The 14,847-nt window shown below is 57.7% G+C and carries 10 protein-coding genes and 2 pseudogenes; 6 read left to right on the plus strand and 6 right to left on the minus strand.

From position 1 onward, the window contains the following. Window positions 1-254: 254 nt before the first annotated feature. On the plus strand, window positions 255-1,187 hold the full coding sequence (locus tag K9B32_RS19785) for a glycosyltransferase family 2 protein (RefSeq protein ID WP_224565249.1): 933 nt from the start codon (window positions 255-257) through the stop codon (window positions 1,185-1,187). Between the two features lie 6 nt (window positions 1,188-1,193). Here the strand turns inward: K9B32_RS19785 and K9B32_RS19790 are convergent, their stop codons facing one another. Next, a complete protein-coding gene (locus K9B32_RS19790; RefSeq protein ID WP_224565251.1) occupies window positions 1,194-2,054 on the minus strand; it encodes a DUF6492 family protein in 861 nt (286 codons plus the stop codon). A 17-nt stretch (window positions 2,055-2,071) separates the two neighbouring features. Then, entirely contained in the window at window positions 2,072-2,851 is a 780-nt protein-coding gene (locus tag K9B32_RS19795) for a WecB/TagA/CpsF family glycosyltransferase (protein WP_224565252.1), read from the minus strand. A gap of 266 nt (window positions 2,852-3,117) precedes the next feature. Between K9B32_RS19795 and K9B32_RS19800 the strand changes: the two genes are divergently transcribed. Both K9B32_RS19800 and K9B32_RS19805 read left to right on the plus strand, forming a co-directional pair. Next, window positions 3,118-4,200, plus strand: a complete 1,083-nt coding sequence (locus K9B32_RS19800; protein WP_224565254.1) for a glycosyltransferase — start codon at window positions 3,118-3,120, stop codon at window positions 4,198-4,200. A 104-nt stretch (window positions 4,201-4,304) separates the two neighbouring features. Then, a complete protein-coding gene (locus K9B32_RS19805; protein ID WP_037084232.1) occupies window positions 4,305-4,517 on the plus strand; it encodes a hypothetical protein in 213 nt (70 codons plus the stop codon). Between the two features lie 191 nt (window positions 4,518-4,708). Here the strand turns inward: K9B32_RS19805 and K9B32_RS19810 are convergent, their stop codons facing one another. The 3 genes from K9B32_RS19810 to K9B32_RS19820 form a co-directional block, all read right to left on the minus strand. Further along, window positions 4,709-6,493, minus strand: a complete 1,785-nt coding sequence (locus K9B32_RS19810) for an ABC transporter ATP-binding protein (RefSeq protein ID WP_224565256.1) — start codon at window positions 6,491-6,493, stop codon at window positions 4,709-4,711. 64 nt (window positions 6,494-6,557) lie between these two features. Continuing rightward, the gene (locus tag K9B32_RS19815) at window positions 6,558-7,661 is read right to left on the minus strand and encodes a glycosyltransferase family 2 protein (RefSeq protein ID WP_224565258.1); all 1,104 of its coding nucleotides are present in this window, start codon (window positions 7,659-7,661) and stop codon (window positions 6,558-6,560) included. A gap of 3 nt (window positions 7,662-7,664) precedes the next feature. Further along, on the minus strand, window positions 7,665-8,831 hold the full coding sequence (locus K9B32_RS19820; protein ID WP_224565260.1) for an acyltransferase family protein: 1,167 nt from the start codon (window positions 8,829-8,831) through the stop codon (window positions 7,665-7,667). A 599-nt stretch (window positions 8,832-9,430) separates the two neighbouring features. Here K9B32_RS19820 and K9B32_RS19825 point away from each other — a divergent pair. Then, a pseudogene (locus K9B32_RS19825) lies at window positions 9,431-10,659 on the plus strand (HlyD family secretion protein). Next, window positions 10,641-12,635 (plus strand): glycosyltransferase, encoded by a 1,995-nt coding sequence (locus tag K9B32_RS19830; protein WP_224565262.1) that lies wholly within the window; start codon window positions 10,641-10,643, stop codon window positions 12,633-12,635. Before K9B32_RS19825 ends, K9B32_RS19830 begins: the two are co-directional and overlap by 19 nt. A gap of 63 nt (window positions 12,636-12,698) precedes the next feature. On the opposite strand, the pseudogene K9B32_RS19835 reads toward K9B32_RS19830, so the two are convergent. After that, window positions 12,699-12,962, minus strand: a pseudogene (locus K9B32_RS19835) (RES domain-containing protein); the annotation flags it as partial. Between the two features lie 281 nt (window positions 12,963-13,243). On the opposite strand from K9B32_RS19835, the gene K9B32_RS19840 reads away from it, so the two are divergent. Further along, entirely contained in the window at window positions 13,244-14,398 is a 1,155-nt protein-coding gene (locus K9B32_RS19840; protein ID WP_224565264.1) for an MFS transporter, read from the plus strand. The last annotated feature ends 449 nt before the right edge of the window (window positions 14,399-14,847 follow it).

A 14,847-nucleotide genomic window follows, 5' to 3' on the forward strand; every position in this document is an offset into this window, starting at 1 on the left:
ATCGCCCAAGGCGGCGAGGCATATCTGCCGCAATAAGCGACAACCATTGACCTGCAACAGTGCCCTCCCTGATGCTGAAGGCGAGCCTCGGTCCCATGCCCCTGATCGACGCAAGGGAAAGGCACGTTAACCTCATGCTCAGCCGTCAATTGTAGAATTCTCGCCAGCCAGTTACAGCTTCATCGCCGATCGTCGGCGAAGTTGCCCTGCACGGGTAACGGCAACAACCTTCTGTGCCGATTGAGGTTTGGACGATGCAAGAAAGCAAAGGATCTATTGAGGTCGTCGTCTGCATCCCGACGTTCCGTCGGCCGGCATGGCTTGCACGCACGCTGACATCCTTGGTCAATCAGGCCACCGATTTCCCCTTTGCTATCGTCGTTGTCGATAACGACGCAGCCAACCCGACCGGCGCGTGCTATGCCCGCGACTTTCTCGCCAAGGCAGATCGGCCATTCCTGGTTCTCACGGAAGAGCGACAAGGCAATTGCTACGCCATCAACCGTGCATTTGCCGAGGCAATGGCGGCGTTTCCGCAGGCCGAGTTTCTCCTCATGATTGATGACGACGAAATGGCCCTGCCCGGCTGGCTTGCAGCGATCGTCGGTACGGCCAAACGGGAGAGCGCCGACATCGTCGGAGGACCTGTGGTCCGGGAGTTCGAAGTGCCGGTGTCCGACGCTGTCACACAGCATCTACTCTTCGGCTCGATAGAGGGCTCGACACGGGCAATCGATCAGATCCACGGCTCCGGCAACTGCCTGATCCGCCGGCGGGTATTTGCCGGTCTTGCCTCGCCGCTCTTCGATGTCCGCTTCAATTTTCTCGGCGGCGGCGACATGGAATTCTTCACCAGATGCCGCAAAGCCGGCTTCAAGACCTGGTGGTGCGCAGAGGCAGTCATCCGCGAATTCGTACCCGAGGAGCGCGTATCAGCCCGCTTCCTGATGACGCGCTCGCTGCGTACCGGGAGCATCAACTATGTCATCGATCGGATCCACAACACATCGGCGACACGTGTTCTCACAAAGAACGCTCTCAGTCTGGGCGCCGGTTGCCTGCGATCGATAGCGTTGTTCCTGCGAACCCGGCGGCTGCTGCCGGCAAGCCATCCGCTGCTGGTGTCGCTCGGCCGCACATTGGCGAGCCTCGGGTTCCTGCCGACCCCTTACCGGGCCAGCAACTAGATTGCGTTAGCCAAGAGCAACCTCGCGGATCACCTCGATTGGCGTGCGCGTATGCGACTGAATGGCAATCGTCGTCTGACCGGGCTTCAACCCATTCATGAATGCCCCCAACCCAGCCGCGTCGAGAGCCGGCCCCTCCCAGTAGGTCAGGCACGGGCTTTGCGAGACACGTTCGTGCCGCGCGGCAAGTTCAGAGTCATTGGTCACCGCGACGCCATAAATCAGGTATTCTGAAAAATGCCTTATGCGGGCAAGCGCGTGCCACCAGGCAAGGCCGCTTTCACCTTCGATGCGCTTGACGACGGTCGCTACCGTCCGCCGCTCCCACAGCACCATCTGGCTGATGAAATCATCGCCCGGCAGCGCCGGCGCATTCAGTCCAAGGAGCCGATGGGCATTTTGCCACCAGCGAACGTGGCTTGGCCGGGATGGGTTGATATCTCCCGGTGCAACATAGTGCGCAAGCTTCGGTGTTGATGCGGTCCCACTCAGGTCGAGCGGACGGCAGAAGCAATTGTCGGAATCGATGCACATCACCCGCTCGCTCGGTTGCGCCAGCGTCATGGCGATCTTGCGCATCTGCTGCAGGTGCCAACCATAGATGGGCAGGCGAAGGTGCGGTCCCCACCAGTAGCGCCGTCCACGCCACTTTGGCAGTGACCAGAGTGATGGAAGTAGAGTGGACGAGACGACGACGTGGCGCCTTTCCCCTTCGAAGGAGGCGAAGGCTTCGGCGTCCTCATCGCCGATCACGATGTAGTGCATATCGTAGCCGCTAACGTATCGATCGATCGAGTCGCAGAGAAGACGGCAGCTCTCCAGGTCGCCACGATAACTCGGTGTAATCAGCGAAATTGAAGAGCCCATGGGATCGTCGTTCCCGATCAACGACCTGCAGAAAGAGCCCGCAGCGAATGCCGGAGCATCGCATAGATCGCAACGGGATTGGTTGTCAGATAGCGCTTTGCCAGTCGACGCGGTTCGAGGATCATGCGGTACAGCCACTCAAGGCCCATTCGCTGCATCCATTGGGGTGCGCGGCTCTTGTTTCCGGCCAGGAAGTCGAACAGGCCGCCAGAGGTCTTGATCAAACCGACATTGTGCAGCCTGTTGATGTTACGAACGACGAATTGCTGCTCCAGCGGCACGCCGAATCCGATCCAGAGGATATCCGGAGCGGCCGCATTGATTGCCTCGACGACCGCATCTTCCTCGGCACGGTCGAAGTAGCCGTTACGCCGCCCGGCAAAACGAAGCCCAGGGTAGGCCTTGGCCATATTCTCGACCGCTCGGGCATTCACCTCTTCGCTGGCGCCAAGGAAATAGAAGCTGACGCCGGCCTGCGCCGCGCGCTCGGCGACGGCATGCACGAGATCGGTTGTGGCAACGCGTTCCGGCAAAGGTTTGGTGGAAGAAAGCCTGGAAAAGAGCACGACCGACATGCCATCGGCATGGATCTGGTCGGCCTGACGTGTCATCGAGCGAAAGTTGGCATCGTGCTCGCAGAGCGCGATCACCTGACCGTTCGCCGAGGTGGAGTAGAAAGGACGGCCACCGGCGCCCCTACGCTCGAGCGCCAACCGAATGAAGGCGTCCGCAGAGTCCTCCATGCCGGCTCGCACGATCGGCAGGCTTCCAAGCCGGCTCGTCGGCCATTCATTCATCGAATAACTCAGACGCGCTGACGCACTGCTATGCCTTGCCATTCACGCACCTTCGAAACGAGCATCGGTTCAAGCCCGATCAATAGCTGTTTCGACGGACGGTCGCTGTAAAACCTCACGCTATAGTTAATCCCTGCTGCACACGTGATGGTCGCAGGCGCTCCTGCTGAAGACACGCCAAACATTGAACCTGAAATTGTAAGCCGACCTTTACGAAAAGGCGGTATCAACGCGGTGTGGCCGCCCGCCCGTTCAGAAGGTTTGATATGCCGAAACGTCGCTATCTCGCACTCGTCTCCGACTCCGCCCAAACCTGCGGTGTCGAGGAATTTGCGCGGCAGACCGCATTGCGCCTCGGTGAGCGGGCTCATCAGCATGTGTTGGACGGCGATATTCGCCGACTCACATCGGCACTTGCTGATGTGGAGGCCGCCATCCTCAACTTTCCCGTTGTCGCCTGGAAGAGGAAGCTGGCGCAACCCGTTGTCGCAGCGCTCACCACCCGGCTGCATCGCAAGCAGCTTGTCGTGGTCCTTCACGAATGGGGCGCACTCGATTGGAAGCGCCGCCTTGTATTGGCCCCGGTGGTGATGCTCGCAACCCGGATCTTGTTTTCAGCGCCTGAAGTCGCTGCCGAATTTTCCAGAAGTCCACTGTCAGCCCTGTCAACCGGCCGGCGCGGGGTCATTCCCATCCCGCCGAATCTTGTTTTGCCGGCTGCGCTGCATGACGGCTCTGTCGCCCGGTCACTTGCACAACAGCGCAAGGCCGGGCGACTCATCCTTGGACAATTCGGCTCAATCTATCCCAAGAAGCAATCGACGGCCGTCCTTGAGATTGCCGCGCGCCTATTGGCACTCGGTCACGATGTCGGCGTCGTGTTCGTCGGATCATTCATCCGCGGCACCGACAATGTGGAGCGCGATTTTTATGCGCTCTCAGACAAGCTTGGCATTTCGGGTCGGGTTGTCGTGACAGGCTACGTTGCCGGAGCCGAGGAACTCTTCGGTATTTTTAAGCAGGTCGACGTCTTCTGCTATCTCTTCTCGGAGGGACTGACAGCGCGTCGAGCAAGTGTGCTGGCGGCAAGTTTTTCCGGAAAGCCCGTCGTCGTCAACGGGCCGCAGCGGCGCGACGCGCTCTCCCACCATAGCCTCTTCCGCAAGCTGGTCGACGGCAGTACGATACGTCTGGTCGACACCTATGCCGACACAAACACCATGGCCGAGGCCGTGTTGGAAGCGAGCCAAAGTCATGTCGCATCGATCGACGCAAACGCGGAGGTCGACACCTTGTGGAGCACCGTCATCGCCGCATTTGATGACGAGCAGGCGGCCACGCCTTCTTAAGGCTTTGCGACTCCGTTGCCGCCGGGATCGGGAACAATGGGTCGCGATGATCGTTCCTTGAGTTAGCGACAGATGTGTCGCAAGGCCAGTTGAAAGGGTTCGAGATGGAAATGACGGAGGGCCGCCGGATTGCGGAGGAGTATCTCCGGCTCGGCGGGAAGAGACGCGTCAAGATCGACGACAACCAGCAGACTGTTCGGGTATGGGAGGCGGATCCGCCTGCCGCCGAGCAGTTCTGGCATGATCGCGTAGAGGGTTTGGAAGCACGCCGCCGCAGAGAGGTCGAGTTCTTCCTACCGTCGATCAACTCCCCGTAACCGAAGTGGGGAGGCAGAAGGCGACTTCATGGTGGCCTGGACAATCGAGCCCGGCCAGCACACTAAGGTATTACCGCAGTTCGTAAAGTCGCCGCGGCGGCGAAGCCAACATTCTTGCCTGCCGCGCGCAGGTTACAGGTCAGTTCCGAGACGGATTGCCGGCCCCGCAATGCGGCTAGGCTTCTGAGGGCTTAAGAAGAAAGCCTATCAAGCTCATAGAGCTCGTCCATGCTCAATGTCGCGATCTCTGCAAAAGGTGTCTGGTTCTTGACGCGGCCACCATGAAGTATGACGACTTCGTCGCAGAACGAGATGGTGCTGCGGTGATGGCTGATAACGATTGTCGTGCGGCGACCGGCTCTTGATTTCAAGGTTTCGACAATCGCTGCCTCGGACAGTCCGTCCATGGCATTCGTGGCCTCGTCCAAGATGAGGATTTCCGGATCGCGCACCAGCGCCCTTGCAAGCGCGATGCGCTGTCGTTGACCTGCCGAAACGGTGGCTCCCCTGTAGCCAACGACGGTCTCGTATCCGTCAGGTAGCTTGTCGATGAACTCGTGCGCCTCGGCAAGTTTGGCTGCGTTCTTGGCCTCGGCAAGCGAAGCGCTGTGGCCATAGGTAATGTTTTCCAAAATAGTACCATCAATCAGCTCAAGGTCCTGGCTGGCGAGCGCAATTTGCCTTCGCCACTGAACAGGATCGATACGATTGAGTGGGATGTCGTCGACCAGAATGTTCCCTTCATCGGGCTCAACAAATCGCAACAGAAGATTGACGATAGTCGTTTTTCCGGCTCCCGATCGCCCAATTATTGCCGTCGAACGACCCTTGTGAATGTCGAAGGTCGCGGCGCGCAGCACGACGGGTCGCGAGCCGGAGCCCGGATACTTGAAAGTCACGCCCTCGAATTTAATGTGCTGGCGAAGTCCCTGTACCGGACCATCGCCCTCAGGCGGCTTTGGCTTGCCAGAGGAATCCAGGAGCCATCTGACCTCTTCCAAAGAACCGCTCCAGCCTTGCACCGCGCTCCAAGCCATTTGAAGTGCACGCACATGTGGTTGGAGCCGATACAGCAAGACTACGAAAGCCACGACAATCGGAAAACTTACGCCCCAAAGCCAAGCACTGATGACAACAGTCAAGAAGAGAGCTGAATGCAACACCTCTGTCAGTGGTGGCAATACTGCCTGGCGGGACTGCAGAACGAAGCCCGCCTTTCTAACGGCATCTGAAGAGGAATCGAAGATTGCCTTCTCGCGCTGTTCTTGCCCGAAGGCGCGGATGAGGCGCCCGGCGTGCACCAGATGGAGCATCTTGGCAGCGAGTTCACTGTTGAACGACGTGACGTTGCGGCTCGGGCCTTTGAGGCTGGCGGAGAGCAGCGCGTGAAGAGCCTGGATCAGCACGAGCCCGAGAGCAACGCCAAGTGTCATGGGCCATGAAAGAAGCAAGAGAAAAGCGAGCAGAATGACGACGGCCGATGCGTTTACGATCGTCGCAAGGGTGGTCTGTATTGCATCTGAAGCCCGCCAGGATTCGTTGGAGATGATATTGAGCAGCCGCCCAGGGCTTTCCTGAAGGAAGAATGGGAATCCGATCGTTAAAAGCTGGCTGGCAAGAGAGCTTCGCATGGCATGGCCGGCTCTGCCGTAGATCATATTGGTGAGCACGGCGTTTGCGAACGCCAGCACATTCTTCAAGGCGATCAATCCGAGGATCGCGGCGGCAATCGCAATCAGCCTTGCCCTGTCATCCAACCCGGCGCCCACTTGCTGGAAGACCGCTGAGAGCCCGGCCATTCCCGATGGTTCCCTTTCGCCCGCGATGATGCCGAGCATCGGGATAATGAGACCAATGCCGGTGCCTTCGAGGACGGCCGTGCTCAGTCCCAAAATGACGACAACCGCAAGCAGGCCGGTCTGCCGGCCGAGCGCCTGACGCAATAGCCGAAAACTCAACGTCACGAATTCTAGCATGGCGGCTGTGACCTCACCGAGTGATGGGCGCGTAGGCGCGCGAATTCGCGGTATTCGCCAGCCATCATGCGAGCCCCTGAAGCGGCTCAACGGTTCTGGCTGGCACCGACTGATAGTACCGCGCCATGAGATCCATGCGCCGGGTCGCGCCGTCTGAAAAACGGCACAGCCACGGTGCATAAGTGGCGGAACGAAGGCCGTATCGCTCCCGACGCCGGATGAGCTGCCACTTTCCCGTTAGCGTGAGAAATTCATGTGTGAGCTCCGGTCGTTGCTCGTCAATGACGAGTTGATACAGGAAATAGAAAAAACACAAGGTTCCGTGCGCATAGCTCAAGGATGCCGGGCCTGCTTGCTCGGCGATTTTTCGTTCGATCGTGAGAATGCAATTGGCTGCGCGGCGCACCGTCTCAGGGGTGACTGCCACCCCAATGTCATGAAGGGCGCCGGAATCGTCGCAAAGGGACTGCCGTTGGAGGTTCTCGGCGACGATCTTCAGGTGGGTTTGGCGCATTTGCCGCTTGTGCCTGCTTGAAACGCTGTCGCTGTGAATACGATAGGCGACCAGGCTCTCATCGATCATTGCGGCTGGAAATTGTCGCGCAATGCGTCCGAAGAGATCGAAATCCTCGGCATGCACATAGCCTGCGTCATACACCAGCATGTCTTCGGGAATGACGTTGCGGTTATACATCACCGTCGAGTGCAGGAAGATGGTGAAGAACATCGACAATATGTGCCAATCGCCAGTCTGATAGATCGGATTTGGCCGACCGCGGACCACCCGATTGCCGAGAAGCTGGTCGATGCCGGTGCCACTGATTGCGAGCTCAGGCTGCTGGGCAAAGAGGCCGACCTGGCGCGAGAAACGGGATGGGTAGGAAATATCGTCCGCGTCCATTCTGGCGATAAGATCGCCTTTCGCTAAGGCGATGCCCTCGTTCAAAGTCGCAATCAGTCCGCGATTTTCCCGCGAGACGATACGGATACGATCATCGGCATTTCGATACCGTTGGAGGATCTCCAGCGAGCCATCGGTCGACCCGTCGTCAAGCGCGATGATTTCAAAGCGCGTGTAATCCTGGCGTAGAATGCTTTCGAGTGCGGCGGCAACGTGGGGTTCGCCATTATAGACCGGCAGCACTACGGAGATCAGCGGCATAGACATCCTTCAGCTCCCACGTTCATCGCGGTTGGCATAGCTTGGGCGATAGGCTGAAGCATCACGCTCCCGCTCGTCGGCCTTGCTCGGCCGCATCGACGGTGACACGTAGGTCCTTGCGGAGCCGATATAGGGGAAGTAGCGTTTGAGCTGGTTGAGCGGTTTCTCGAATGCCAGCCAGGAAATTGAAGCCAGCATCAATGTCGCTGTGGTTGCGACCACAAAGCGGCCGGGGCCCTGCTCTGAGACGTTGACCGGGATCAAGGGCTGAGCCTTGACGACCAGCGACAGCACAACGGGATGAAAAAGGTAAACGCCGTAACTCATACGTCCGACGGCGGTCATCGACGGGCGCTCCAAGAAGCGGCCAAATGCTCCGCGCACGCCAGAGGAACAGCATCCGACCAGCACGACGAGTGGTATGAGGGGAAAAACCTCCGCACCGATCCACGTCAACCATTCCACGATGGGTGCCATGGGCACTGACTTCAACCACAGGACGACAGTGGCGGCAGCCGTCAAAGGGACAACGCTCAGCCCGATCCATGCCGGCCAAGACTCAGTTCTTCTTCGATGGACGGCGAGAAGGGCGCCGGCCACGAGCGCATCCACCGACGCCGGAGGAATAAGGTCACGCGCGAGAGACGGCGTCCCTGTAAATGGCCAATAGAAGCGGTAAGTCAGCGAGAAGGCTATGACAGAAACGCAAATCGGTGCAATCAACCGGCGTGGAGCCAGCAGGATGACCAACGGCCAGGCGATATAGAACTGTTCCTCGATGCTCAAGCTCCAAGTGTGACACAAGACCCAGGGCGTCCACTCGTTGCGAAGGGCATACCAGACGTTCGATAGATATAGCGCATGCCACTTGATGCTGCCCCGAGCGCCTTCAAGGTTGACAAACCAGATGAAGCCCAACATCGCGAAGTAAGGCGGAAATATGCGTAGCGCGCGGCGGATGTAGAATGCTTTCAGCGCAGCGCCCGACTGATAGCCGACGGAAAAACGCGCATCCAGCAGGAGCCGCGTGATCAGGAAGCCGCTAAGGACAAAGAACAACCGTACGCCGAGATGACCCAGAACCGATCCATCGACCGCGAAAAAATGGTGGTAGAGGACCATCGAGACGGCGACAGTCCTTAGTCCGTCCAGTTGCCGGTCGCGTGCAAGAGACATGGATCCCCTCAGCCTATTGGGACACACTCCTTGCAGAGCACGTCCCGATGGCATTGTTGCAGCCGGTTCTGCTGCTGATTGTTCCGTCCCGGACGGGACGGATTGAAGTATCGACGCAGGCACAAAAAATTCTGGTGGAATCGGGCCAAACTGTGACCCTGGCGCGCGATCAGACTTTAGTCCGATGCCGCACCAAGAGTGGGTCAAACATTTTTGAGCGCTCTATGGCGGGCAGGATGACATTTTTCTGGTCATGGGCCCCCTCTCATGCAGGCGGTGCGAGACGTGATCTAAAAGGCACTGCGCGTTTGCCTGACAATGGCAGGCGAGTTCCCGATATCGCACCAGAAAGCAGGCTAGCGACTGACTATCACTTCCCATGCAAAACATCGGGCCCCGTTTCAGGACAACCGCAGTTGTGGAATGCCGCCAGACGAAAACCTGAGCTTTTTTAGCTGCTTATACCATCGTGAAGCCGGTAGCATAGACCAAATTTACTACCATCCCTTGTCGGAAATTTCACCCGTCCTAACTTAGGAGCGGTACTGTTGAGGCAAAATTGGTTGGTCCCTTCGTCGCTGCCGAGGTCGGATATCAAAATGTTATGGAACCACCGCATAGTCCGCATCACGGCCGGTCTCGTTCTGTTGGTGCTTGCCGCGATTGTTTTTTTACCTGGCCTAACGGGGGTCACCAGTCTTGATGGGACGGTCAACGCGCGTTTTGCCACTGTAAATGCGCCAATCGACGGTGCGATTGCCGAAGCGCCAGCGAGGTGGGCGTCCCAGTGGTCGAAGGACAGCCCCTTCTTAGGATTGTTAACGCCCGAGTAAACCGCGCCACTCTCGCCTCGCTCCGGGCCGAGCACAATGCGGCTCTTGACCGCGCTGCAGCGCTCAGACGGGAGCGCGACGAGCTGATTGCGCTTCGCCGGCAACTGTCTACGCGATTAGAAGTCTATAAGAGGACGACGGTCGCCAATCTTGAACGCGAAGTTGAAATCTTACGCAAGCGGGTCGAGGTTTCCCAAGCGCAGGATCTTGTTGCACAAGTCGATCTCGACCGACGACTGACGCTCGAGTCGAAGGGTATTTTGACGAAAAAGCTCGTCGAATCGGCCCGGGCAGCCGGAGCTGCCACAGGCGGGGAAGTCGAAATCAGCAACCTGACTGTTGAGCAGCTGGAACAGAAGCTCGATGCCGTCCGGCAGGGCATCTTTATCGGCGACGGACAAAACGATGTCCCTTATTCCCGGCAGCGTGAGGACGAAGTGCTCGTTCGAATTAATGATCTCAGCACGCGCATAGCGGAAAACGAAACACGCGCAAGCGAGGTCGAAAAGCAGATCGCCGAAGAAAGCAACCGCGTTGACAGCCTGGCTGCGGCAACCGTCTCCGCTCCGTTCGATGGGGTCGCATGGAGTAGCAACATCGTGAATGGCTCGAACGTCCTTTTGAATAATGAGCTAATGCGCGTCCTCGATTGCCGCGAGTTATTCGTGGATATTCTCGTACCCGAGGTCGACTATGACGAAATTTACGTTGGTCGGGCTGCCGAGGTGCGACTTTTCGGGCGCGGCGATGTCTTCAAGGCAGTGGTCCTGTCAGTCAGAGGCAGTTCTGCGATTATCGAGAAAGACGCCTTTGCGGCCAATCAGCCTGTGACGACGGCACGTAGCGCTCGTATCCGGCTTAGTCTTGGTACCTCCACCCTCAATACCGATTTTGCGAATTTCTGTCAGGTTGGACGCTCGGTGCAGGTGCGCCTGTCTAAGCACAATGTCGGTTTTAAAAAATGGATCGAGAGCCTGTGGTTCAGCATCTCGTAGCGCTGGCGCCGACCTTTCTCGTCCTTGCCTTCTTTTTTCTTGGACCTTTCAATTGGTCGCGCTCCCACACCTGGGCTCGGACAATTACGTGTGCTTTCGTGGCCGCGGTTGCACTGCGCTACATGGTGTGGCGATTGGTCGAAACCGTCCTTCCCTTTCCGAATGATGGTCCAGGTTTTTACTGGGTCTGGTTCCTGTTCGTCGTCGAAATTCTGGCCGTTTTCGAGGTCGTGCTGTTTCTGATTTTGATGAGCCGAAGCGTCGATCGCAGCGCCGAAGTAGACAGGCTCGCGCAGCCTTTCTTCGACCGAGACGAAGACGAGCTCCCAACGGTCGATATATTTATCCCCACCTACAACGAACCCCTCGATGTCCTGGAAAGGACTATTATCGGAGCACTATCGCTCGACTATCCGACCCACAAGGTAAAGGTTTTTGTCCTCGATGATCAGCGTCGGGACTGGCTCAAGGTCTATTGCGAAGCAAGGGGAGCAATCCACGTCACGAGACCCGACAACACCCATGCCAAGGCCGGCAATATGAACAACGGTCTGAAGGTGAGCTCGGGCGACTTTGTTGCAATCTTTGATGCGGACTTCGTGCCCTACCGGCATTTTTTGCGCCGGACGCTACCTTTCTTTTCCGATGAAAGCATTGGGATCGTCCAAACACCGCAGCATTTCTTCAATACCGATCCAGTCCAGTCAAACCTCGGCCTGGAAAACATCTGGCCGGATGAGCAGCGACTATTCTTTGACGAAATCGCGCCAAGCAGAGATGTCTGGGACGTAAGCTTCTGTTGCGGATCGTGTTCGATCGCGCGACGCAAGGCAATCGACGTGATCGGCGGCTTTCCCACCGAGTCCATCACCGAAGACCTGTTGACCACCCTTGCCATGCTTAATAGGGGTTACAAGACACGCTATTTGAACGAGCGGTTGTCGATGGGGTTGGCGGCGGAGAATCTGACCGGCTATTTCGTGCAGCGTGAGCGGTGGTGCCAGGGCGGCATTCAGACGCTCTATCTGCACAACGGACCCTTGCGCGGACCAGGTCTGTCGCTCTTTCAACGGGTCATGTTCCTGCCCATTTCGTGGCTGGTACAATATTTGGTCCGATTCACCATATTGGTCGTTCCGATAATCTATCTATGGTTCGGCGTGCTGCCGCTCTACTTCACCAGTGCGGCTGACTATGTGTCCCACCAGGTGCCGCTGCTGGCCGCCTATTTTCTCTTGATGCTCTGGATAACACCGACGCGGTATTTGCCGCTGATCTCAAGCGCGGTCGGCGCCTTCGCCACGTTTCGTATGCTGCCAACTGTCGTTTCGAGCGTGGTGCGTCCGTTCGGCAAGCCGTTCAGGGTCACCCCGAAGGGTAGCGGCAACGAAGTTGGTGGATTCGACGGATACAGTTTCGCCTGGATCGCCAGTTTGATCGCGATCACGGCTCTTGGCTTGCTCATCAACGTGGTGCCGGAGACCTCGCACGTCACGGGGCAGTTCTCGCCGGTCGCTGCTTGCTGGTCGGGGATCAACATTGTCGTGCTCGCCATTGCATCCCTGATCTGCTTCGAGAAGCCTCGACGACTATTCCACGCCTTTAAACTTGACGAGCCTGCAAATGTGGACGGCATTTCCGGTCGCGTCGTCAGTCTTGCGCTGGACAAGGCTGTGGTCAACGTGCCGGCAGGAACCCGTTTGCGGTCAAAAACAGTGACACTGTCTCTTGATGGCTTTGAGCCGTTCAACGCAGAACTAAGGCAGGTCACTCAGCGGCGCAGAAGCATAAGCCGTACCGGCGACAAGCAGTCCTATTACCTGCATCTCCATTTCGAGCTCGACGGGCAAGCGCGTGACAACCTGATCGTAAAACTCTACACCGGTCGTTATTCACAGGATGTGCCCGACATCGACAAGGTCGCTGTATCGGTCAATCTTTTTTTGCGCACGTTCGGGCGAACACGCGGTCTATAGCTGTACTTTCATTATGCGGGGCTCCACCGTTCGGCCATTGGGTGCGCCGGCATCACGCTGCCGCGGCGGATGGAGCCTGGTGTCGAGATCGAACGCTTGCTGGAACGCGAGCGAATAGAAGCCTGCCGCTTTGCTCGCTATGAACACAAGGTTCCATCTATGGTTGGAAACGGCACTCGGAATTGCCACGAAACGATGCCGTTGAAGGAGGTTATCACCGAAAGCCTGCTGGCCGGCGCTTGGAATGCCCGGGGGCAGCCAATTCGGATTGGGTACGGCCGCGGGATCGACGACATGCACTTCAGACCTATCGATGATGCCGGCTGCCGCGGCTTATTCGGTGTTCGACGCGAGGATTACATCCAAAATCCCCCTCTGGTCTAAGGCCCGTGAAGAGGTGGCTGAGATTGCTGACGCGTTCGGGAACCAACCGACATAGGTGAGCGTTAAATCGACGTACTCTTCCTATAACAATCCCTAGCCCCGCTTCGGTGAGGCTTCCTTTGGCCTTGCAAGCGGCAGACCTCTCGCGAGAAGCGCGTTGCCGATATTTGTCGCACTCAGATAAACATGGCTCGCCCACCTTTTACTATTCTCAGGAGCCACGAATGAAGATTGAGCCGCAGCAGCGAATCTATGTCTGCTTTTTCCTTTTTGCGGTATCGATGGGAGCAATGCTCTCGCGTCTACCCGATCTTCAAGACGCCTTGCAGATCGACAAATCCGAGCTTGGATTAACGCTGATTGGAGCTGCGATTGGCGCTCTCATATCACTGACCTTTTCATCCGCTGTTGTGGCACGCCTTGGAGCGCGCACGACGGCGTTCCTCACCGTTCTTGGAACCTCTGCGCTGCTTGCTCTCGTGCCTTGGATGAGTGCGGCACCTTTCGTCTTTGGGCTTCTCCTCATGGAAGGGCTTTTGGCGGGAGCGCTGGAAATCAATCTTAATGTCGAGATCGATCGCATCGAGGCGCAGCTTGGCCGCGGCGTCATGAATAGGGCTCATGGATTTTGGAGTCTTGGTTTTTTCGTGACCGCCCTGGTTTCCGCTATCGCCCGCCAGGCGGGGCTTTCGGTGCAGCTTCATCTCGCTTTGACATTCACGTTCGTTCTCCTGATTGGAACGATCGTCATCGCGGGCATGCGTAATGCCCCAGCCCGTCCAACGCTCGAACACGCTGGTGCAGGGCACATCGCGCTTCCGACGCTTGGGCTGCTTCCGCTGTGCATCATCGGCATCGCAGCGTTTCTTGTCGAAGGTGCAGGGATTGATTGGTCGGCGATCTATATGCGCGACGTCTTTAGCGCGGAACCGTTTGTCGGAGGGTTGGGTCTCACGCTGTTCACGTTTTTCATGGCTCTAACACGGTTGTTCGCCGACCCGTTTGTCGATCGCTTCGGCTCGCGAACGGTAGCCTTTACTCTGCTTCTCATATCCGCGGCCGGACTTTGCGCCGTTTGGCTCGCTCCGCACCAATATGTTGCCCTTGCGGGGTTCGCACTCATGGGTGGGGGGTGTAGTGCGGTCTATCCGCTCGCTGTCTCGGCGGCGGCGCAACGCGCGGATCGAGCCGCTTATCTCAACGTCGCAGCACTCGGCCAAATGTCGTTCGTCGTGTTTTTCCTTGCTCCTCCACTCCTTGGCTTTGTGGCAGAGCACGCCGGCATGCGTACCTCCTATCTTGTATGCCTGCCGGTGATCCTTTCTGCCGTGGGATGCATCCGATCCCTGCCCTTTTCCCGAAGGATGGTTGCGGCATAGAATGGTGGCGCTCATCCGAGCGCCGACAGCCGGTGCTGCTTGCTCGAAATTTCAACCGGAGCATTGACCAATCACAGCGTGAGCGATCCCGGGGCATGGCTATCGGAGCACAAACAAAAAAGCCTGCCGCGGGAGGAGGTGCGGCAGGCTTGTTCTGAAATAACCGAACAGCAGCTGGGAGGAGGAGTGCTGCTGTTCCGCAAGCGACCCTGGGAGGAGGATAAGGACGCTTGCCATACAAAGCGCTGCGGGAGGAGGTGCATCGCTTCGATGAATAGACTTTTACACCTTTTCCGCCCAAATGACAGGCAGATTTCTGCATGTCTGCCATGCGCTATGCGTCTAGCGGCCGGCTCGACAGACATTCCGAACCGGCCTCATGCCAAAGAAAAAGCGCCCGCCAGAAGACTGGCGGACGCTCGAACAATCAAAAATCTGGCGCTATCTTC

It is taken from the genome of Rhizobium sp. 3T7, assembly GCF_020166565.1.
GTDB lineage: Bacteria > Pseudomonadota > Alphaproteobacteria > Rhizobiales > Rhizobiaceae > Rhizobium.

Bases quoted from the DNA above. Each gene is read 5' to 3' on its own strand.
- K9B32_RS19785 (WP_224565249.1), top strand. From the start codon at position 255: ATGCAAGAAAGCAAAGGATCTATTGAGGTCGTCGTCTGCATCCCGACG.
- K9B32_RS19790 (WP_224565251.1), bottom strand. From the start codon at position 2,054: ATGGGCTCTTCAATTTCGCTGATTACACCGAGTTATCGTGGCGACCTG.
- K9B32_RS19800 (WP_224565254.1), top strand. From the start codon at position 3,118: ATGCCGAAACGTCGCTATCTCGCACTCGTCTCCGACTCCGCCCAAACC.
- K9B32_RS19820 (WP_224565260.1), bottom strand. From the start codon at position 8,831: ATGTCTCTTGCACGCGACCGGCAACTGGACGGACTAAGGACTGTCGCC.
- K9B32_RS19810 (WP_224565256.1), bottom strand. From the start codon at position 6,493: ATGCTAGAATTCGTGACGTTGAGTTTTCGGCTATTGCGTCAGGCGCTC.
- K9B32_RS19795 (WP_224565252.1), bottom strand. From the start codon at position 2,851: ATGAATGAATGGCCGACGAGCCGGCTTGGAAGCCTGCCGATCGTGCGA.
- K9B32_RS19840 (WP_224565264.1), top strand. From the start codon at position 13,244: ATGAAGATTGAGCCGCAGCAGCGAATCTATGTCTGCTTTTTCCTTTTT.
- K9B32_RS19815 (WP_224565258.1), bottom strand. From the start codon at position 7,661: ATGTCTATGCCGCTGATCTCCGTAGTGCTGCCGGTCTATAATGGCGAA.
- K9B32_RS19805 (WP_037084232.1), top strand. From the start codon at position 4,305: ATGGAAATGACGGAGGGCCGCCGGATTGCGGAGGAGTATCTCCGGCTC.